The 20,359-nt window shown below is 37.7% G+C and carries 21 protein-coding genes and 1 other RNA gene; 9 read left to right on the plus strand and 13 right to left on the minus strand.

Features of this window, described 5'->3' with window-relative positions; translation table 11 throughout:
* The coding region (locus tag GBI16_RS10305; RefSeq protein WP_151707027.1) for a hypothetical protein at nucleotides 1–410 on the plus strand (410 nt) is incomplete at its 5' end.
* A gap of 149 nt (nucleotides 411–559) precedes the next feature.
* On the opposite strand, the gene GBI16_RS10310 is transcribed toward GBI16_RS10305, so the two are convergent.
* The 5 genes from GBI16_RS10310 to GBI16_RS10330 all read right to left on the minus strand — a co-directional run bounded on the left by GBI16_RS10310 (nucleotide 560) and on the right by GBI16_RS10330 (nucleotide 4,226).
* Nucleotides 560–1,291 (minus strand): histidine phosphatase family protein, encoded by a 732-nt coding sequence (locus GBI16_RS10310; protein ID WP_151707028.1) that lies wholly within the window; start codon nucleotides 1,289–1,291, stop codon nucleotides 560–562.
* Nucleotides 1,292–1,345: 54 nt separating this feature from the next.
* Nucleotides 1,346–2,200 carry a 3'(2'),5'-bisphosphate nucleotidase CysQ gene (locus tag GBI16_RS10315; RefSeq protein ID WP_151707029.1) on the minus strand — a complete coding sequence of 285 codons (855 nt, stop codon included), beginning with the start codon at nucleotides 2,198–2,200 and terminating at the stop codon, nucleotides 1,346–1,348.
* 416 nt (nucleotides 2,201–2,616) lie between these two features.
* Nucleotides 2,617–2,853, minus strand: coding sequence for a hypothetical protein (locus tag GBI16_RS10320; RefSeq protein WP_086207600.1), 237 nt, complete (start codon nucleotides 2,851–2,853; stop codon nucleotides 2,617–2,619).
* Nucleotides 2,854–3,161: 308 nt separating this feature from the next.
* Complete coding sequence (locus GBI16_RS10325; RefSeq protein ID WP_086207601.1) at nucleotides 3,162–3,407, minus strand: hypothetical protein; 246 nt, start codon at nucleotides 3,405–3,407, stop codon at nucleotides 3,162–3,164.
* A gap of 225 nt (nucleotides 3,408–3,632) precedes the next feature.
* Complete coding sequence (locus GBI16_RS10330; RefSeq protein WP_086207602.1) at nucleotides 3,633–4,226, minus strand: LysE family translocator; 594 nt, start codon at nucleotides 4,224–4,226, stop codon at nucleotides 3,633–3,635.
* Between the two features lie 1,146 nt (nucleotides 4,227–5,372).
* Between GBI16_RS10330 and GBI16_RS10340 the strand changes: the two genes are divergently transcribed.
* Nucleotides 5,373–5,900, plus strand: a complete 528-nt coding sequence (locus GBI16_RS10340; RefSeq protein ID WP_119062824.1) for a GNAT family N-acetyltransferase — start codon at nucleotides 5,373–5,375, stop codon at nucleotides 5,898–5,900.
* Nucleotides 5,901–5,969: 69 nt separating this feature from the next.
* Nucleotides 5,970–6,614 (plus strand): GNAT family N-acetyltransferase, encoded by a 645-nt coding sequence (locus GBI16_RS10345; protein WP_171494559.1) that lies wholly within the window; start codon nucleotides 5,970–5,972, stop codon nucleotides 6,612–6,614.
* A 203-nt stretch (nucleotides 6,615–6,817) separates the two neighbouring features.
* Here the strand turns inward: GBI16_RS10345 and GBI16_RS10350 are convergent, their stop codons facing one another.
* Nucleotides 6,818–7,195, minus strand: coding sequence for a MerR family transcriptional regulator (locus tag GBI16_RS10350; RefSeq protein WP_110974136.1), 378 nt, complete (start codon nucleotides 7,193–7,195; stop codon nucleotides 6,818–6,820).
* Nucleotides 7,196–7,290: 95 nt separating this feature from the next.
* On the opposite strand from GBI16_RS10350, the gene GBI16_RS10355 reads away from it, so the two are divergent.
* The 5 genes from GBI16_RS10355 to GBI16_RS10375 all read left to right on the plus strand — a co-directional run bounded on the left by GBI16_RS10355 (nucleotide 7,291) and on the right by GBI16_RS10375 (nucleotide 11,815).
* Nucleotides 7,291–8,370 (plus strand): SDR family oxidoreductase, encoded by a 1,080-nt coding sequence (locus GBI16_RS10355; RefSeq protein WP_151707031.1) that lies wholly within the window; start codon nucleotides 7,291–7,293, stop codon nucleotides 8,368–8,370.
* A 462-nt stretch (nucleotides 8,371–8,832) separates the two neighbouring features.
* On the plus strand, nucleotides 8,833–9,507 hold the full coding sequence (locus GBI16_RS10360) for an HAD-IA family hydrolase (protein ID WP_151707032.1): 675 nt from the start codon (nucleotides 8,833–8,835) through the stop codon (nucleotides 9,505–9,507).
* Nucleotides 9,500–9,943: an RNA-binding S4 domain-containing protein gene (locus tag GBI16_RS10365; protein ID WP_110974138.1), complete on the plus strand. Its 444-nt coding sequence runs from the start codon at nucleotides 9,500–9,502 to the stop codon at nucleotides 9,941–9,943. Before GBI16_RS10360 ends, GBI16_RS10365 begins: the two co-directional genes overlap by 8 nt.
* 114 nt (nucleotides 9,944–10,057) lie before the next feature.
* Complete coding sequence (recA, locus tag GBI16_RS10370) at nucleotides 10,058–11,101, plus strand: recombinase RecA (protein ID WP_086207609.1); 1,044 nt, start codon at nucleotides 10,058–10,060, stop codon at nucleotides 11,099–11,101.
* A 108-nt stretch (nucleotides 11,102–11,209) separates the two neighbouring features.
* Nucleotides 11,210–11,815: a regulatory protein RecX gene (locus GBI16_RS10375; RefSeq protein WP_151707033.1), complete on the plus strand. Its 606-nt coding sequence runs from the start codon at nucleotides 11,210–11,212 to the stop codon at nucleotides 11,813–11,815.
* Nucleotides 11,816–12,316: 501 nt separating this feature from the next.
* Here the strand turns inward: GBI16_RS10375 and ffs are convergent.
* Nucleotides 12,317–12,413: signal recognition particle sRNA small type (gene ffs, locus GBI16_RS10380), an RNA gene on the minus strand.
* A 274-nt stretch (nucleotides 12,414–12,687) separates the two neighbouring features.
* Between ffs and GBI16_RS10385 the strand changes: the two genes are divergently transcribed.
* A complete protein-coding gene (locus tag GBI16_RS10385; RefSeq protein ID WP_086207611.1) occupies nucleotides 12,688–13,542 on the plus strand; it encodes a tetratricopeptide repeat protein in 855 nt (284 codons plus the stop codon).
* 59 nt (nucleotides 13,543–13,601) lie between these two features.
* Here GBI16_RS10385 and lpxA read toward each other — a convergent pair whose 3' ends face one another.
* From lpxA to rseP, 6 genes are read right to left on the minus strand one after another with little or no spacing between them, the layout of a single operon-like run.
* A complete protein-coding gene (gene lpxA / locus GBI16_RS10390; RefSeq protein WP_086207612.1) occupies nucleotides 13,602–14,390 on the minus strand; it encodes an acyl-ACP--UDP-N-acetylglucosamine O-acyltransferase in 789 nt (262 codons plus the stop codon).
* On the minus strand, nucleotides 14,387–14,872 hold the full coding sequence (gene fabZ, locus GBI16_RS10395) for a 3-hydroxyacyl-ACP dehydratase FabZ (protein WP_162900230.1): 486 nt from the start codon (nucleotides 14,870–14,872) through the stop codon (nucleotides 14,387–14,389). The genes lpxA and fabZ overlap by 4 nt, the downstream gene beginning before the upstream one ends.
* A 7-nt stretch (nucleotides 14,873–14,879) precedes the next feature.
* On the minus strand, nucleotides 14,880–15,947 hold the full coding sequence (lpxD, locus tag GBI16_RS10400) for a UDP-3-O-(3-hydroxymyristoyl)glucosamine N-acyltransferase (RefSeq protein ID WP_086207614.1): 1,068 nt from the start codon (nucleotides 15,945–15,947) through the stop codon (nucleotides 14,880–14,882).
* A 4-nt stretch (nucleotides 15,948–15,951) separates the two neighbouring features.
* Complete coding sequence (locus tag GBI16_RS10405; protein ID WP_086207615.1) at nucleotides 15,952–16,446, minus strand: OmpH family outer membrane protein; 495 nt, start codon at nucleotides 16,444–16,446, stop codon at nucleotides 15,952–15,954.
* Between the two features lie 36 nt (nucleotides 16,447–16,482).
* Nucleotides 16,483–18,957 (minus strand): outer membrane protein assembly factor BamA, encoded by a 2,475-nt coding sequence (gene bamA, locus GBI16_RS10410; protein WP_086207616.1) that lies wholly within the window; start codon nucleotides 18,955–18,957, stop codon nucleotides 16,483–16,485.
* 45 nt (nucleotides 18,958–19,002) lie between these two features.
* Entirely contained in the window at nucleotides 19,003–20,358 is a 1,356-nt protein-coding gene (gene rseP, locus GBI16_RS10415) for an RIP metalloprotease RseP (RefSeq protein ID WP_086207617.1), read from the minus strand.
* Nucleotide 20,359: the final 1 nt, after the last annotated feature.

A 20,359-nucleotide genomic window follows, 5' to 3' on the forward strand; every position in this document is an offset into this window, starting at 1 on the left:
AGTTTCAACCTACAGAACAACAATATATTGACTATTTTAATACCAAAGGTGAAAAAGATGTTCTCGCCAAAGTAATTTCAAATATTCGTGGTACTGCTGAAATTCAAGCCTCACAAGGGGTCGATGCATGGCTAGGTTATGGTGTGTATTTACCAGCCATTGAACGTATTTTTGCTTTGCACCAAGGCGAGACTGAAGCTGAATTTTATGCGCGTACACAATACCCTGTCGATGTTGTGAATGCATACACGCTTGCCAATCATGAAATTGCAACACTCATTGCTGCAGATAAATACAGTCGAATGCATCAGCAAACTGTGGCAGTTAATACTTCTTTATGGCCGTTGAATGATGAAGGACTAAGTATCGACTTACATGACTTCCCTAACCGACTGAAAGCAAAAATTTAGTTTTTTACACGACAGTACATGCTTTGATTAGCATCATAATACCTTGCCATCTTGTTGATTATTTTCAATATTAAATTTATTAAATACAATAAAATCAATGAGATGACATAAAGGAACAACAAGAATATCTATATTTTTAAACCCCGAACTTAAAGCTGCTGAAACTCTTGAATATTCAGCTCACGAATTTCACCGCGCCAAATCCATTTTAATTTAGATTCCAAAAACACATCGCCCTCAAACCAGACAAATAGACCTTCCATCATTTTTGGCCAATCTTCTTTGGTTACTATAGTACGCCCCGAAATCACTGCCAAAATTGCAGCTAAGATCGTATCGTGGCTAACAGCAAGGCTCAAACCATAAGGGTTGCTCGGATGAGTGTTATATATGAGTTCCAAGACATCAACCACACCATGAATCGGATGCTTCATACCCGGCAAGGCATTATTAACAAAACTATTAATAAAACCCAATGCGCCTTGCCGCTGAAAATAAGGACCTGCTTGTTTAATGTTTAACACAAAGCTTCCGGGTTCAACCAATAAACCCTGCTCAATAATTTCTATGCGGTGAGTATTCGGTTCAAGCGTTTGCGCATCTGCCCCCTGAATCATTAACGCAGCAGTATCAATACAACGCTGAATTGGGCTAGAAATACAGTGTTGAATAACTCGGTCAGTATTATCAATTAAATATGAGCCCCAAGCTTCAGCCAAATCACGCCCTTGATGGGTCAATTGTAAATCATAGCCTGCAAGACCCTGACCAGTGACAACTTCGCGAATAGAATGACGTGTAAATAACGTCACTGGCGTTTTTGCATCGGGCAATAAGTCGATGGCTTTCAGCATACTAGGCGGGAGCAAGTCTAAGGCCATAATCAACAACAACTCAATAATTCAAAAAACACTATAGCACGCTTAATTTTTAGCTCAAGCCAATGAAGACATTAGTTCAAGTGCTTGTAATGCGAGTTTTTTCATATCGTTATTTCGATAAGCAATAAAACCGCCATTTAATAAACTCGCTCTTTGGTTATATACGAATGGCCGTCCCTGAAAATCAATTAAGCCACCACCGATGCGCTCCAACAAGCATTGACCCGCACTGGTATCCCATTCAGACGTTGGGTGGAACCGTGGATAAATGTCTACACGATCTTCAAGCATCATACAAAACTTGTAAGCGCTTCCTGCACGGTATTCTGTAATTTCAGTCAGCTTTTCTAATTGATCTAAATAAAGTTGATATTGAGGCTTGCTCTGGCTACTTTGGCTTAAACCGACTTGTACGGTGTGTTGCTGTTCCGATAAATAATATTCAGACCATACATCTTTTTCAATAGCGTATTTTAAAGGTTGACCTTGCTTTGGGCAGAAGTAAATTTGTTGCTCACATGGAATTGCAAGCACGGCAAAACTTGTGTGTGCTCCATCAATCAAACTCAAATTGATAGTAAATTCGGGACGCTGATGTAAGAACTCTTTAGTACCGTCTAAAGGATCAAGCATCCAAAAAGACGTCCAGTGCTGTCTATGTGTATGCTTCCCTTCTTCAGACAAAATAGGCATTTGAGGGAATATTTTTTCTAAAGCCTCTGTAATGTATTGATTAACACGATAGTCCGCTTGCGTCACAGGCGAATCATCTGTCTTTTTTTCAATGCTAAAATCATCGCCTGCAACATACGCTTGGTATTCTGCACGCAAAATTTCACATGCCTGAGTCACAATAGGTACAAGTTGCTGAATTAAAGCATCTTGCGGTGCAATGATTGTTCTGAACATGCGATACCCTTTTTTATTGAATCAAGCAACTCAAAAAATTTTCAACACTTAAATGCCGATACATACCCATAAAGACGCTCTAGATCTTAGAGTATCTTTTCAAAAAACATTATACGCTGATGATACTAGAAAAATGTAAAACGATTGTGCAGCCTTAACCAATCTCTACTTGGAGCCACTACATGACATGATCATTTCATCAAGCACATCTCATGGGCAAATGTTTACATGATCACTGATGACAAAAATTTTGAGCAAAAAAAATCCCACGCATGGAAGCGTGGGATATAAAACGAGAAAAGCTACAGCACTTTAATTTCGTGACACAGTATAAACCTATATTTTGAATACATCAATTAAAAATGCAAAATCCGACACATTTTTATGCATTTTGTACAGACCGCTGTTATTTACTATTAATCTGCGCACTTTACTTCAAGCTGATACTCATCCTGTGTCACTTTAATTTTAATTTTTTGATATTTTCTTTTATTCGGATCCATCGCAGAACCCGCGACTTCAGATAAGAACTTCCGATCATTCATTAGTTCACTATAAGCTTTATATCCAATCAAAATTTTTTCGGGTTTTTTATTTTTGGAAATTAATGCGTTCAGAATGTCGTCTAGTTCATTTGCAGTAACAATTGGCATATAAATCAACTCAAAATAAAAAAGAGTATCTATGAACAATATGATGAAATGATGTCAAAACAATATTTTGAAAAATATAAATTAAAAATAAAGCCCGATCACCACAAAAATAGATAGGGCTTTTGTCTAAAAATCAGACCATAAAATTATTTTATTTAACAAAAAAGCCTGTTTATCTCTCTCCAAATAAACAGGCTTAAACTACACACCGCATTTAATCATTTAGCATTTATATTTATGACACAGATACTACAGCTTAAATATTTCAAATTGATGAAGCTGAATTGCTTTTATAAAACCACGCCGACTCAATCGTCATTTCTTAAAAATGTGAGCTCGTATTCATCATGGGTAATTTTAATCTTAGTATTCCGATAGGTCCGCTTTTTCGGGTCTAGCGAAGAATTGATGACGTTATCTGCAAATTTCGGATTCGACATAAATTTTGCATATAACATATAACCGATACGAATCTTCTTAATTGCTTTTTTCTTTCCTTTTGCCTCATATTTATCTAGGGTTTCATCTAAAAAATCTAAACTGAGTTCACTCATTTATTCATCTCTATTTTATTGTCATTCGATCCATGTTTTACCTGATTCTAAGTTAAATAACCAGTGCAACATCTTTATTTATTAATCATTCTGATCAATCACCAACATCATTTTCTTAGCATAAGTCAGCCAATTTTTATTTACTTTTGCTACACATATACAAAAGCCACCTTTAAGGTGGCTTTGATTTTAACAATGCAAAATGAAAATCTGATGAAAATCACATTACATAGACATAACTGCAGAATAACTCAGTGGAATTGAAAAACTAACCAAAACTAAAGAAGCTGTACGCTGCAAGTTTTTTTGATTTAGCCATGAAATTCTATTAGCAACCAATACAGAACCAATAAATATCCAAAATAACGCAATTGGAGTAATTAGACATAAAAATAACCCCATGTGCACCGTATATGATTGAAGACTTGACCATGCAGCAATTGGAAAAACGGCTGAAGCAAACAACAGAGCTTTTGGATTGAGCATTGTCGCGCAGAAAAGTGACTTGGCTGTAATTGAGGGTTGGTTTAAATCTGCATCAACTGTAGAAGTTTTCCATAATTTAAAGGCTAAATAAATAATATAAGCTGCACTGCAAAGTTTCAGTACTGGCGGTAAAATGGGGAGAGATTCAGCAATTGAGTCAATTAAAACGCCCCATACGGTGATTGCAATAAAGTAGCCTATCACTTCAGCAGGAATCAATTTAAGGGATTTTTTGACACCAGTTTCAATACCTGAAGACGCTAAAAGTGTATTCGTTGGTCCAGGTGTTAAGAGGATGGTAATGACCAAACTTATAAAAAGCCATGAAAACATTCACTATCCTTTTCCTTGTAAATTTGGCCAAATCTTTCAATATTTCGTTTTATTTGTCGACATTTTAAATGTAAGAAAAAATTTAATACAAAAATAAATACTAAAAAAAGTAATTACTTAATATTCAATTCATCTTGCTTTCAGCATATCCCTTGACTGACTCAAAATGACCTTTTTTGTTCACCAAAGTTTCTATAATTTAAATTAACATTTGAAGTGCAGCGCCATACTCTTAAAAATCATACTTGACTCAGACGTCTAAAGCCGACTCCTTTTCTTGGTCGGTCAGATAGTATTGAACCAATATACTTTCAAGAATACACATGGCGATCTGTTTAGCTTTAGCGGCCGTAAACAGGTCATCAAACACTTACCGAGACTCACGCTGCTAAAACCGCAACAACCTGTTTGCTTTCAATATTCACCAGTAGCTAAAGATAAAAATGGTTTTTTCCTACTCACCAATCTTCACTAAACAGCAACATACGCACTATCTCAAATAACACTCCCAATTCATACAGGACGCAGAGACAGTCGCACAAAATGGTAGCAAGCGCATGTGCGCTGAGAGCTTGATACATCGCATACCTTTTACATCATCATTAATTTTCAATGCAGATCTGGTATGATTAATAATGATTATTGATTACACTTTATAAAATATAATATGCATGATTCATCAACAAATTTTAACGATAACCGCCCCATCAAATCGTGGTTTGGATTTCTTTTAGGATTGTTCTGCGTTGTAATGAGCATAATAGCGTTATTTGAATCTGTGAGTTTACAAAGCATCCTGAGAACTTTAGGTTTTCTATGCTTTTGGTATCCATGGAGTCAATTACAAGTTAAGAATCGTCCTCTCTCAAAATTTTTCAGTAGTGAAATAGACGACGACAAATTAAATAAACAAGCAAGCATCCTCGCAATTATTGCTCTGGCTCTACTCATCAGCTCTACAATTTTGTTTTATATGAGTTAGTTTGAATAGCAACCCGTTTCTTGATTGGCTGACATTAATGATTGAGAAAAAAGTTCAACCATAGTAATCACACCGATAACTATTGCTGATTGAAAGAGCTTGATGAAGGCTTATATTAGTTTATGTATTATGCAAATTTATCAAAATCATAAGGTGTCTTTAAAGTGAGAATACATATTGATAAGTTAAGTATTCGTTCGACCACCGAAGAAGATTGGGAAATATTAAAAACTGTGCGCTTAGAATCTCTCTTAGAGAGTCCTAATGCATTTTCTGCAACATACTCTACCACTGAGCTGTATAGTGAATTGCAATGGCGTGATCGTGCAGCACATAAAACTCAATATCACTATATCTTAGCTCTAAATGGGCAACGCGCTATTGGTATAATTGGTGGAAAACAAAGTACTGAACTAGAGTTTGGCTTGATCGCCATGTGGGTCAATCCAGAGTTTCGCGGTAATGGTATAGCAGATATGCTGATCAATGCTATAAAGAAATTAGCAATTTCTAAAGGGCATTTTAGAATAGCTCTGAGTGTTTCTCAAGATAATATTCGGGCAATAAATCTTTACTCTAGGCACGGTTTTTCATGTATAGCCGACTGGGAAAACTCATCTATAAATGCTCGCCCAAGAAATCAAAAAATGGAATGTGTCGAATTAGACAGAGTGATACCCAAATTTGCATAAAGCTTACTTGTAGGTTCAATGATATATCAGGGCACTTCCCTACAAGTCTATATGTTTAAAACATCAAAAATGACTGACTTATACAAAGTCAAAAAAGTGAATATGATTTTTCAAATACTTGAGAAATGTATTATTTTACTAAATAAAATTAGGCGTATAGAGAGTAAGTTAATGAACCACCCTGAGTCTCAAATTGATGATATACAGATTGTAGGTTTACAACATTGCAAGTCGGAAAATTTAGTTCATTTTTATATAAAAAATAAAACTCATTTAGCCGATGCAATGCCCCTTAGAGATGAATCTTTTTATCAGTCTCACTACTGGGACGAGCAGATTGCTGATTATGCTCAATTATTTAAAGAAAAGTGTGCGATTAAATTTGTTTTACTCAAACATGAGCAGGTGATTGGAACCATTACATTTGATCAAATTTGCTATGGTGCCTTTCGTTCTTGTTATCTTGGATACTTGTTAGACCAAGATTATCAAGGAAAAGGCATAATGACTAAAGCTTTACAGTTTTGTTTAAGCTATATAATTAAAGACCTCAACCTAAATCGTGTAATGGCTAATTACGTTCCTGAAAACCTTCGTAGTGGAAAACTACTCCGTCAGTTAGGATTTGAGCGAGAAGGCTATGCCAGAAAGTATCTTTTACTTAATGGTGTATGGAAAGATCATATTTTAACCAGTTATATTAATGACACCTAATATTAACCAAATAAAGTTCCAGTTTAAATTTTCGTCTGCAAACCAATTAAAAAAATCGCATCTACCCAGAGGATTTTCAATTCACACTCTTAAGACAGACAGTGATATGAGCGTTTCTGGAAAGCGAGTCTGCGTTACAAATAACAATTTCACACAGACCGTTTAAAGCAACGTGAAATTTTTAATTTAGTTGGGAGGATTGATTACCCAATATCCCCTATTTCACACCCACTCCTTAAAGGGCAAGGTTCACCATCCAATAAGTTTTCAAGCATGCTCTGCATCTGTAGCAATTGAAATATTTTCTCCTGTATCACCCCTAGTTTTTCCGACAAAATCGAACGAAATTGTGTAGCCGGAATTTCATTCTCATTGATTAATTGAGTGATTTGCCTTATCTCAGCCAGTGTAAAACCTAGATTTTTAGCCGTCTGGATGAGTTTCAATTGTTGCAGCGTCTGTTCAGGATAATCCTTATAACCATTATTACGGACTAAAGGTTGAATTAACTCCATTTTTTCATAAAAACGGATGGTATCTCGACTCAAATTAATCTGTTGTGATAGTTCACCGATCAACATATCTCATTTCCATGCATATTTTTAAAACCCTCTTGACCATGGAGTATACTCCATACTTTAGCGTAAACAATGACTAATGAATAGGAGTTAGTTCTATGTTTACATCACCCCAAACCGCCTTAATAGTCGGCGCAACTGGATTTATTGGTAAATTCCTTGTCGCTCGTCTGCTCCATGATAATGCACGGGTCTTTGCTCTCTGCCGTAATATAAATGAGCAACCGCATCAACTAAGATCTTGGCTAACACAACAGGGAATTGACTATCGCCAACTTAGTTTCATTCAAGGTGATGTTACCCTTCCCAATTTAGGTCTATCACCTCAGGATTGGGAAACATTAAAAGAAGTTAACTATCTCTACAATACGAGTGCATTGTTTAAATGGAATCTCACTATGGAGCAAGCTAAAGCAGTAAATGTTGATGGGCTGACCAACCTGTTACATAGTGTATGCAAGCATTGTCATTTAGAACGTGCAATACACTTGTCTGGCTATATGCTAACTCTAGACAAGCATTTACAGGCAGCAGGCATCTATAGAAAGAATATTGAAAAAACGGATTGGCCCAAAATTTATGACAGATTGGGTGCTTATGAAGCCTCAAAGATCCAAGGACATTTTAACTGGATCAAGCAGGCTGACACTCTCAATATCCCATGGACAGTCATTCACCCTGCCACAGTAATAGGTGATGAAATGAGTGGAGAAATTCCTGCAAACCAGCCGATTGCCACCCTAATTCAACAGCTCAAACAAAGAAAAATGAAGGCACTGCCCGGGACACCTCAGCATTCACTGCCTCTAGTATCCGTAACAATGCTTGTGAATGCTATTTTCCATGCAGGCAAAGATACCCAAACTCTAAAACAAGAAATTTTAGTAGCCAACCCTGAACAATTATCCTTACAGACTTTAGTCAGCATTATTGCTAATGCTATACAGGTCAAAGCTCCACATCATTTTGTATCACTCTACTGTTTAAAATGGATTTTAAAATGGCATTGGTTGGCAAAAAAATTAGATATGTCTGGAGAAATGCTAAATTTTATTAGAACTGAACAGATTGACCTAAGCTTATTCAACCAACTCAATCAAAAGTGGGAAATCCCACCGACAGTACTACTAGAAACCATAAAAAGGACTGCAGGATGGGTGATTAAGCAATCAAAATAAAACAATGCTAAGTATGAGCAATATTGAGTGACTCAAGATGGAGACTCTCCTCTCCAAGTTTTAGCAGTCATGGATTTATTCACTTATTCAGTTCTGATTTATATTTGCATACTTGTGAACAAGCATCTGTTGTTAATCCAAGTAATGGGTAAGTGCATAAATCCATCTATTGAGTTATTGGGAGTAAAAGAATACAAAATTGGAAAATAATCTTACCCTTAGGTAAAACCCTAATAAAAAACCTTCCGATCCGTAGCCATCAACTTCTTATCTCAAAGTTTTCTGTTGTTAGATTTAAGCCAACTATCACTTAATGCCATTCGTTTTTTTCAAGCTAGTTGTTTTATACTCTAATGCTGCTATGTACAGATAGAAAATATGTACACAGATATGTACATCATTTTTCTTGAAAGGTTTTTCTATAAACTTTGTTGAACTTGAAAAAACATTGGAGATTTTTAAATGGAAAAACCGCTTATTATTTTTGATATGGACGGTACATTACTGGATCTTGCTTACGATGATTTTATTTGGAATCATCAACTTCCAATTCGTTATGCGGAACAGCACCAATGTTCTTTAGAGCAAAGTCGACAGGCTTTGTTTCAGTTCTATCAAACCCATAATCACACTTTAAATTGGTATTCAACCCGCTTTTGGACAGCAAAAGTTGGTGTAGATACGCTGGCTTTACAGCACGAATTTAAGCATAAAGTCAGCCTCCGCGAAGGTTGTATTCAACTTCTCGACTACTTGAAAACCAATGGTTATCTTTGTTGGCTTGCAACCAATGCGGATTGCGAAGGCTTAAAATTTAAGCTTGAATACACTGAACTGGCCTCATATTTTGATGTCATCATCAGCAGTGAAACACTTGGTCATGCCAAAGAATTTACCGAGTTTTGGCAACATCTTCATAAGCACCATCCTTTTAACCCATCACACTGCTATTTTATCGACGACACGGAGAAAGTGCTTAAAGGTGCTGAAAGTTTTGGAATTCAAAACTTATTTACCATTGCTCAGCCCTCATCACTGGGACAATCTAAAGTATCGAGCTCTTATCCCATATTAAATCAACTCACCGATTTAATTCATTATTTAGAGCAAGCTGAGGTCACTACAAAATATGCGTAAATCCGCTTTAGCTGAAGATGCTGTAGGCATGCGTATTGATAAATGGTTATGGGCAGCACGTTTTTTTAAAACGCGCTCGATTGCCAAAAATGCCATCGAGGGGGGTAAAGTCCACCACAATGGCGAACGTGTCAAAGTATCACGTGAAGTCCGTATTGGTATGGAACTCACGATTCAACAAGGTATTGATAAGAAAACCGTGGTAATCAAAGAGCTCTCTGATGTTCGCGGTCCTGCACCAGTCGCACAAAAGCTTTATGAAGAAACCGAAGTCAGTATTACACGACGGGAATTGATTGCAACCCAAAGAAAGTTGCATAATCTAGCTCGACCTGATCATCGCCCGAGTAAAAAAGATCGACGAGATATCAGCAAGTTTAGACAAGAAAATGATCAACAATTTGACCAATACTGGTCTTATAATGATGATGAATGACATGCGTCATATTGTGTCGTACACGATATGACTTTTATAGAAGATACGGACTAAATCTGTCACTATAGTGATCATATTCAGTAACTATCCGTGACATCGTTTTGAGGTTGTAAGATGGATGATAATAAAAGCAAGGCGCTTAATGCTGCGCTAAGTCAAATTGAAAAACAGTTTGGCAAAAACACAGTAATGCGCCTTGGCGATAACACCGTACAAGCTGTTGAAGCGGTATCGACGGGTTCTTTAACACTTGATATTGCGCTTGGTATTGGCGGCTTACCCAAAGGTCGTATCGTTGAAATTTATGGTCCTGAATCTTCAGGTAAAACAACGATGACTTTACAAGCGATTGCAGAATGTCAAAAAGCAGGCGGCACTTGTGCATTTATTGACGCCGAACACGCTTTAGATCCTCAATATGCTCGTAAACTAGGTGTAGACATTGATAACCTACTGGTTTCACAACCAGATAATGGTGAACAAGCTCTTGAAATTGCAGATATGTTAGTTCGCTCTGGAGCGATTGACCTGATCGTTGTCGACTCAGTAGCTGCATTAACACCACGTGCAGAAATTGAAGGTGAAATGGGCGACTCTCACATGGGCCTACAAGCACGTTTGATGAGCCAAGCATTACGTAAAATTACAGGTAATGCAAAACGTTCAAACTGTATGGTGATCTTCATTAACCAAATTCGTATGAAAATTGGTGTGATGTTTGGTAGCCCTGAAACCACAACTGGTGGTAATGCGCTGAAGTTCTATGCTTCTGTTCGTTTAGACATCCGCCGTGTAGGTCAGGTCAAAGAAGGCGATGAAATTGTTGGTTCTGAGACCAAAGTCAAAGTTGTTAAAAACAAAATGGCACCGCCATTCCGCGAAGCACTCTTCCAAATCCTCTATGGTAAAGGTGTAAACCACTTAGGTGAGCTTGTAGACTTGGCTGTGCAACAGGAAATCGTACAAAAAGCCGGCGCTTGGTATTCATACCAAGGCGACAAAATCGGTCAAGGTAAAAACAACGTGATTCGTCACCTTGAAGAAAATCCTCAGTTGGCTGAAACCATTGAGAAAATCATCCGTGATCAACTGCTTACCACTTCAAATGCTGCACCCGTAGAAGAGAATGAAGAAGAGCCAGACTTTTTAGATGCTTAATTTAAAGCATCTTTCTAAAGAATAAATGTGATTACACAACATTTAGGCTTACACTAAGAAACGCCCTACGGGGCGTTTTGTTTATTCAGATCTATTTCATAGCCGATTATGCCTAATTCAAAATTCCCCAAACTTCTTGACTATGATGCTCTCAAACAACAATTTGGTGAGGAAGAATCCCCTGCTACTCAATACAGCCACACGCAGGTAACACAAGAAACGGTTGATGCCTTAGATTTTGATGAAGAGAATCAGCCCAAACCCACAGGTTTAACAGGTTCTCGTCTACGTTCTTATGCATTTGCGGTACTGACACGTAAAGAATATTCAAAAGCAGAATTGATTGAAAAATTAACCACATGGGCAATGTACCGCGAAGAAGTGATTACACTGGTTGAAGAGCTTTCAGCACAAAACTACCAAAGTGATCAACGCGTGGCCGAAATTATGCTATCGAGCCAAAAACGTAAGGGCAAAGGCCCTAACCGTATCAAAATGGCGTTAAAAACTAAAAAGATTGACACTGGCCTAATTTTAGAAGAACTGAAAGAAACAGATTGGGTCGAACAAGCCTATCAACTCAAAATTAAAAAGTATGGAACTGAGGTCGCAACAGATCCAAAACTCAAAGCCAAACAAATCCGTTTTTTAATGTATCGTGGCTTTGAAATGGATGCGATTATGAAAGCCATTTCGAGAAAAATGGAAGATTGAATCGTCATTTAACACTCATATCATAAGGAATTTAAGGCTGAGATACATCACTAAAACTTGAGCATACGAAGAAGTCTTTGGGACTTTAAATACAGATAAAACCCTCAACTTACTGCAATTCATAACTAGACCCAGTAATGCCTAAATTACTTTTATGTAGTGTCATCTTATAAGCACCATCAATGCTTGTATTATAGTAGTCATCCGATCTAGCCTCGATCCTCTGGATCTCGCCATTAGGCATACGCACATCTAAATAATAATGCGAAATAATACACATAAATAAAATATAACCATACCTATGGAGATATAATTTAAAAAGCCATTTGAAATAAAATATAAAATCGAGAAATAGATAAAAATAATGGTAATTACAAAAAAGAAAATAAAAAGTAAGACACTTTTAATTTTTTAGAGGATTCAATAGTAAGAACTAAACTAGCATCAATGCCGTAATAATCTTTCATTTTTATTCTTTTATATTTATAAAACTGGTGGCAACCCTACCAGCAAGCCTTCGGCACATCATATTTCTACTACCGTTGCTACCTTCCGGTCCTGGCGGGGTTCGTAGAGTACAATTGCGAAGTAACCGGCAGGGCTACCATTGCAAGAACAGAGTATAGAGATTTTCTCCCAAGTTGCAAGCCTATAAATGCTTTTTAAGTAAGCATTTCATTCAATTGATTATTTATAAAACAAACTGAGAAAAAGACATTCTATTTTGAACAACATCGGTACTACAATCCTTTACCTAAATACACGACAACAATGTAAAAGCTTATTGCATTTCAGAACATTGCCGTTTTTAATGGGGTAAATAAATTTTGTTTGATGTGTCTACATCAAAAGCATGACAACACGGATATTTCATGATGCTAAAGAAGCATAGCCTATGTGCCCTCACCCTACTTTGCACAACGTCTGTTTTCGCCAACGTTCCAATTGAATCACTAGGCTTAAGTCAAGCCAGCAATAACAGTGTCAGCTCAACTAGCTTAGCTGTAGATACGGGTGCAGGAGCCACTGCAACCAATATCAATTGGCAAATCATGCAAAAAAACCAGCAACTAGAAAATGATTTGCGTATCTTGCGTGGCAAGATGGAAGAACAAGATAATGAAATTGCTCAGCTTAAACATGAATTAGAAAACCGCTACGCTGACCTAGATCAGCGTTTAGAATTACTTCAACAAAAACTAGACCCTGAAGCAAGTAATACAGCGGAGGATAATCAACAGGATATTACTCCCAGCACCAACACAACCAACACAAGCTCCGGGAACAACACAGCCCCCCCAGTAAACCCAGCAAATAAGCCACCTGTGGTTGTCAACACACAGAATACGTCTGAACCATCGGAACTAGAAAAAGCAGCCTATACCGTAGCTCTAGATGCGTATAAGCAAGGTGGTGCAAAGAAAGCCATTGCACCTATGCAAAATTTTATTAAGAACAATCCCAATAGTGTTTATATTAGCAATGCCTATTTTTGGTTAGCAGAATTCAACTTAGCCGTTGAACCCACCAACTATGCAGAAGCAAAGAAAAACTATGGTATTGTGGCGAACAAATACCCAAACTCCTCGCGTGCACCACGCGCTGTTTATCAGCTCTATAATATTGCCAAAGAAGTAGATAAAAACACGACTCAAGCCAATCAATATAAAGCCAAGCTACTTAAACAATATCCTAAGTCTGAAGAGGCTTCTTTCTTTAAAAAATGATTTTCCTATAGATATAAAAAAAGACACGCGAAGTGTCTTTTTTTATATCTAGAATGAGCTTAACGCACAATGCCTCGTTCTGACTGTTCTAATGAGTCGATGAGCAATTGTACCTCAGCAACTTCAGGCAAAATTTCTACACGGATACGTTCTAAAGCCTGCTCTGTCGTTAGACCTTCTTTATAGATCAATTTAAATGCTGTGCGTAAACCTTGAATCACATTTTTAGACCAACCTTTACGACGCATGCCTTCAACATTCATCGCAAAAGCATGTGCAGGATTACCAGAAACCATTACATAAGCAGGTACATCTTTCACGATCAAGGATGCACCACCAATCATACTGTAAGAATCAATCTTACAGAACTGGTGTATCCCTGAGTTACCGCCGACAATCACATAGTCTCCTACATGAACATGACCAGCCACACCAACATTGTTTGCAAAAATATTATGATTACCTACCACACAGTCATGTGCGATATGTGTATTAACCATCAATAGATTATGGCTACCAATCTTAGTAAGACCGTGATCCTGAACCGTACCACGGTGTAAACTACAATGTTCACGAATTTTATTATGGTCGCCAATTTCTAACCAGGTTTCTTCACCTGCATATTTTAGATCCTGACATACCTCACCCACGCTTGCGAATTGGAAAATTTCATTCTGCTCGCCAATACGCGTATAACCACCGACCACCACATGTGAGTGTAACTGTGTACCTGCACCAATGGTGACATTTGGACCAATAACACAATACGGTCCAATCTTTACATCTGCTGCAATCACGGCAGATGCATCGATAATTGCTGTAGGGTGAATAAATTCGTTATTGCTCATGATTGCTCTATTTTCTGATGCGAAACCATAATTTCCGCAGATGCTGCTACTACACCGTCAACGGTGGCAATACAATTATATTTGTAAATACCACGTTTCTGCATAACCAATTCTGATTTTAACACCAATTGGTCACCTGCAACGACTTGCTTTTTAAAGCGAACTTTCTCTGCACCTGCAAACAAGAACAAAGAGCCTTCACTCGGTTTTTCATCGTTCATGATAAAACCAAGAATGCCTGATACTTGTGCTAATGCTTCGACAATCAAAACACCTGGCATAATTGGATAATTAGGGAAGTGTCCTTGAAAAAATTCTTCATTAATAGACACATTTTTATAAGCCACAATACCATTTTCAGTCACATCAACAACACGATCGACCAATAAAAAAGGATAGCGGTGTGGCAAGTATTCACGGATCGTTTGAATTGTCATTGGCAATTCAGGTTTCGTGAAACTAGTAGAATTCGACTCAGTCATCATATTTCTATTTACGCAATTTAATTGTTGATTCAAGGGACTCTATTTGAGTCTGCATATGATCAATTTTTTTGACCAGTTGGGTCAATGGCACATCTGCTAATTGTCTTAAACGCACAACCGTACGTTTCCACTTTTGATTTTCAAAAAGCCCTATGCCTGAAGAATAAGTTCCAGCCACAGAAATATTATTTGTGACCATTGACATTCCTGTTAACGTCACATTATCAGCAATATTTAAGTGTCCAGCAATTGCAGAACCACCACCAACAATACAATTTTTGCCAATGGTCGTGCTACCTGCTACAGCGGTCTTTGCAGCAAATGCAGAATTTGCACCGATTTTAACGTTATGTGCAATTTGCACAAGGTTATCAATAATGACACCATCTTCCAAAATCGTGTCATCCAAAGCACCTCGATCGACACTACAATTCGACCCAATTCGCACATCATTTCCAATAATGACAGAACCCAATTGTGCAATGCGATGCCATTTACCTTGGTATGGAGCGAAACCAAAACCTTCTCCACCTATTGCAGTATTGGCATGGATACGTACACGATCGCCAATTTTACATGACATTAAATTTACATGCGATTCAATCAGACCATTACGTCCAATTTCAACACCATCATGAATGGTGACATGCGACTGGATAATTGTATGATTACCAATCACACAATTTTCGCCAATCACAACATAATGACCAATATAGGCACTATCCGAAATAATTGCTGAGGAATGAATCTGTGCAGTACTTTCGATACCCTGCTCAGTATGCTTAGCCTCAAAAGCATGCGTTAAAATTGCAAATGCTAAATAAGGATTAGCAACAATAATAAAGTTTTGATGTTCAACCAAGTGATCTTTCAAAGCTGCTGTAACAATGAAGGCTCCAGCTTTAGACTGTCGTGCTTGATCTAAGTATTTTTCACTATTCACAAAAGCAACATGTCTAGACTCAGCAGAGTCTAGACTAGCCAATCCTTTGAAGATCAAGTCTGCTTGACCTACGCACTCACCTTGAACTAAACGAGCAAGATCTTCTAAGCGATATTGTTGAGGATTCATTGGATTACTTAATTGCGTTAACCTTTTGAATCATTTTATCAGTTAAATCATACTTAGCGTCATAGGCAAGTGCCGAGTTTTTATTCAAAACAACATCTAATTGATTTTCTTTACGCAATTGTTCAGCAACTTGCTTCACTCGCGTATCAAAAACTGAACGAACTTGTTGAATAGAACTTTGTACACTATTTTGCATTGTTTGCTGTAAAGTATTGAACTCTTTCAGCTTCGTTTGGTATTGAGCCACTAATTTTTGCTTTTCTGCATCGCTTAATTTATCGCCAGTCTGCAAACGCTGTTGCAAGTCCTGAAGCTCTTTACCTAGTTGATCAAGCTTAGTGCTTTGTGGCTGTATTTTTTGTTGGAAGCTTGAGTTTTGTTGTTTTAAATATGTGCTATTTTCAACTACACGCTCAAGATCCACGACACCATAACCTGCCGCATTGACTACAGTTGAAGTTAAAGCCGTTAAAACCAATGCTGTAAAAATTTTTTTCATGATTTAATCTGTCATATAAATAAAGAAAGGTCGACCTTAGAAGGTACGACCAATTTCAAATTGAATGCTCTTCGTCTCATCACCGTCTTTATCATTCAGTGGGAACGCATAGCTTAACGATAATGGGCCAATCATCGTAATCCACGTAAAGCCAACACCAACACTATAACGCAAATTACTTAGGTCAAAACCATATTCATCTTTACAAGTTTTTCGCTCAGTTTCTGTAGAAAATACATCACATTGCGTATCGAAAACCTGACCACCTTCAGCAAAAATCACTGGGCGAACTTGACGCGTCCAATCGCCTTTAAATGGTAAAGGTAATGCCAATTCCGTACCAAATTGTACAAGTGCGTTACCACCCACTTCTTCAGGAGAAGGATCATTTTGACCTGTTTCAGTATAATAAACACCATCGTATTTAGGACCCAATGTACTTGTGTCATAACCACGAACCGAACCAAAACCTCCAGCATAGAAGTTTTTGTAGAATGGAAGGTCATTACCATAACCCAACTTACCATAACCACGAAGTACGAAGTCCTTACCTAATGGAAGATACCCTTGTGCATCATAGGTAATTTTTTGATATTCAACATCACTACCAGGTAATGCAATTTCACCATTCACACGATGCGACATACCTGATGTTGGGAATACTGGACGGTTTAATGTATTATAAGACCAACCAAGGTTAATATTATAAGTAAAGAAATCGCCTTGATACTCTGAACTATATTCTTGGGTTGAAATTTCATTACCATCATCATCAACACATACACCATCGCTCCAAGAACCAGAACAATATGTGCCTGTGCCAGTTTTCTTACCGCCATGTGCTAACAAATAATCACGCACATAGGTAGATACGTATGGACCAGTGGTTACTTTAGTTTTATCAATCGTTAAGCCTGCACTAATATTTTGGTTTTCATCAATTGGATAACCAAAAGTCAGACCACCACCTAAGCTGTCTGTAACATAGTTGTTGACGTTATAGTCATCATCAAGCTTGGTTTTACGGTAATACATGTTATAACCACGTTTTACACCATCAATGGTGAAATACGGGTCAGTTACACTTAAATTATAATAGTCTTGCGTCTCTGAGCGTGTTAAATCAATAGCAACCGAATTACCCGTGCCCAAGAAATTCGTTTGACTTAAGCCTGCTTGGAACGTGACACCACCACTTTGCGAGAAACCAACAGCTAATGTTGTTGTACCAGAATGTTGTTCTTCAACATTTACATTAAGGTCGACTTGGTCTGCAGTATTCGGTACACGTGCTGGTTTAATATCAACAGTTTTAAAGAAACCTGTACGCTCTAAACGCACTTTAGATAAATCAATCTTTTCATTGCTCGCTAATGCACCTTCCATCTGACGCATTTCACGACGTAAAACCTCATCCGCAGTCTTGGTATTTCCTGCAAAGTTAATACGACGAACTGTCACTTGTTGACCCGGATTAATATAATAATTTAAGCCAACCAAGTGGGTTTCTTTATCAATCTGAGGCACTACATTAACTTCGGCATAGTAATAACCAGCATTCCCGTATTTACGTAGAAGCAATTGTTTAACTGCATTTACTTTTTCTTGCGAGTAAATATCGCCATCTTTATAAATTTGTAATGCTTTTAGTTCTGAAGGTGTATATAAAGCATCACCTAAGAATTTGGTTTCGCCAAATTTGAATTGCTCACCTTCATCAACAGAAACTTCAACAAAAATATTCTTCTTGTCTTCACTTAAGTTTAAGCTTGAGTGATTAATATTAAAGTTGATATAGCCTTTGTTTAAATAAAGTGCACGTAACGACTCTAAGCTTGCGGCCATCTTTTCACGTGCATAACGATCATTACGCGAAATAATAGAGGTCCAACCACTCTCTTTTACTGCAAACGCTTGTTCAATTTCGCTTTCTTTAAAAACGGTATTACCAATAATATTGATATCTACAACTTTTGCAGCTTTACCTTCTACAAACTCAATCGTCAAATCTACACGATTGTTCGGCTTTGGTGTACTGACAACTTTTACATCAGCATCATAACGACCTTGCTGCATGTACTGTTGTTCAAGTTCAGACTCAACAGTTTGTAAGGCTGATTTTTTCAGCACTTCACCTTCTGTAATACCCATTTTTTTGAGACCTTCTTCTAAGGCCTCTTTAGGGATAAGCTTATTTCCTTTAAATTCAACTTTAGAAATAAGAGGACGTTCGACAACCTTGAAAACCAGCGTATCGCCCTGCTTTTCAGTTTTAATGTCATCAAATAAACCTGTTGCATACAAACTACGAATGGCATTGGCAAGCGCAGCATCGCTCACACGATCTCCACTGTTCAACGGAATCATTCCATAAACATTTGCTGGCGTTAAACGAACAAGTCCATCAACCTTAATATCACGTACTATATAATCTTCTGCTGCATATACTTGTTGTACTGTTGCCATAGCACTAACGAGCGCCAGAGGCATAAATAAATGTGTGTGCTGCATGCCAGTCTTTTCCGATGTAAAATTTAATTCCGTATCTACGCTTTCTTACAAACGCATAAAATCATTGAATAGTGCCAGAAGCATCATACTTCCGAGCAATACCATACCAATTTTCAAACCAACCAATTGTATTTGTTCAGAAACAGGTTTACCACGTATCAGTTCTATAAAATAATAGACCAAATGTCCACCATCAAGCATAGGAATAGGTAATAAATTTAATATACCTAAACTAACGCTCATCAGCGCCATAAATGAGATGAAAGTCTGCCACCCCATTTCTGCACTTTGTCCCGCAACTTTGGCAATGGTAATCGGCCCAGATAGGTTATCTAAACCAATCAAACCGCGTACCATTTTCACAATCGAGTTTAAAATCATACTCGACAATTGACCAGTTTTGTCCACCGCCATCATGAAGGCTTCGGCAGGATTATATTGTATCGTTTGTTTATATTCTGTAGGAATACTGATCTTTCCTGAGTCACTTTGTACACCCAAGACACCAGAAACCTTACCCATATTGTCGCGTTTACCTTGTGGCATCACTTCAAGCTGTACCAACTGATTATTGCGAAGCACCTCAATTTTTAACAACTTTTCAGGCGATGCTTGAACGACCTGCACCACATCAAACCAGTCTTTCATTTTGACGCCATCAATTGCAACAATTTTATCGCCTTGTTGCATGCCTTGACGAATAGCTGCGCCATCTTCACTTAGCTTTGTAACAACTGCTGGAATTTTAGGCCTGTATGGCATAAAACCAAGCACATCAAGTGGAGACTGTGTTTGATCTTTCAGAAAATGCTGTATAGGCAGATTAAAAGTCTTGATCTGACCATTCCGTTCGGCCTGAATCTGAATTGAACCTGTTTCACCCACACGATCAACCAAAGCAAAATTCAACTTTTCCCAAGTCGGTGTTGTTAAACCATCAACTGCGGTAATTTTATCGCCGACTTGCATTTGAACTTGCGCCGCGGGGGTATTCGGTAACACTTTACCCACACGCGTATTCAATTGCTCTTGTGCAGGTAAAAAGAGTATCCAGAACAAAACTATTGCTAATGCTAAATTAATCAACGGGCCAGCTGCAACAATCGCAATACGCTTCCACGGATGCTGACGATTGAATGCTTTAGGCAAGTCTTCTTCAGATACATCGCCTTCACGCTCATCAAGCATTTTGACATAACCACCCAATGGCAGTGCTGACAGTTGATACTGAATGCCCGATTTTTTAGAAGTCCACTTTAAAAGCGTTGGACCAAATCCAATAGAATAAACTAAAACCTTTACGCCCAATTTACGCGCAACAAAATAGTGCCCAAACTCATGTATTGCAATAAGTGGGCCTAAAAGCAAAATTGCCGCAACAATAATAAACAAGGCGCTCATG

Origin of the sequence: Acinetobacter sp. TUM15064 (assembly GCF_008980265.1) — a bacterium.
In the GTDB taxonomy this organism is placed as follows: Bacteria; Pseudomonadota; Gammaproteobacteria; order Pseudomonadales; family Moraxellaceae; genus Acinetobacter.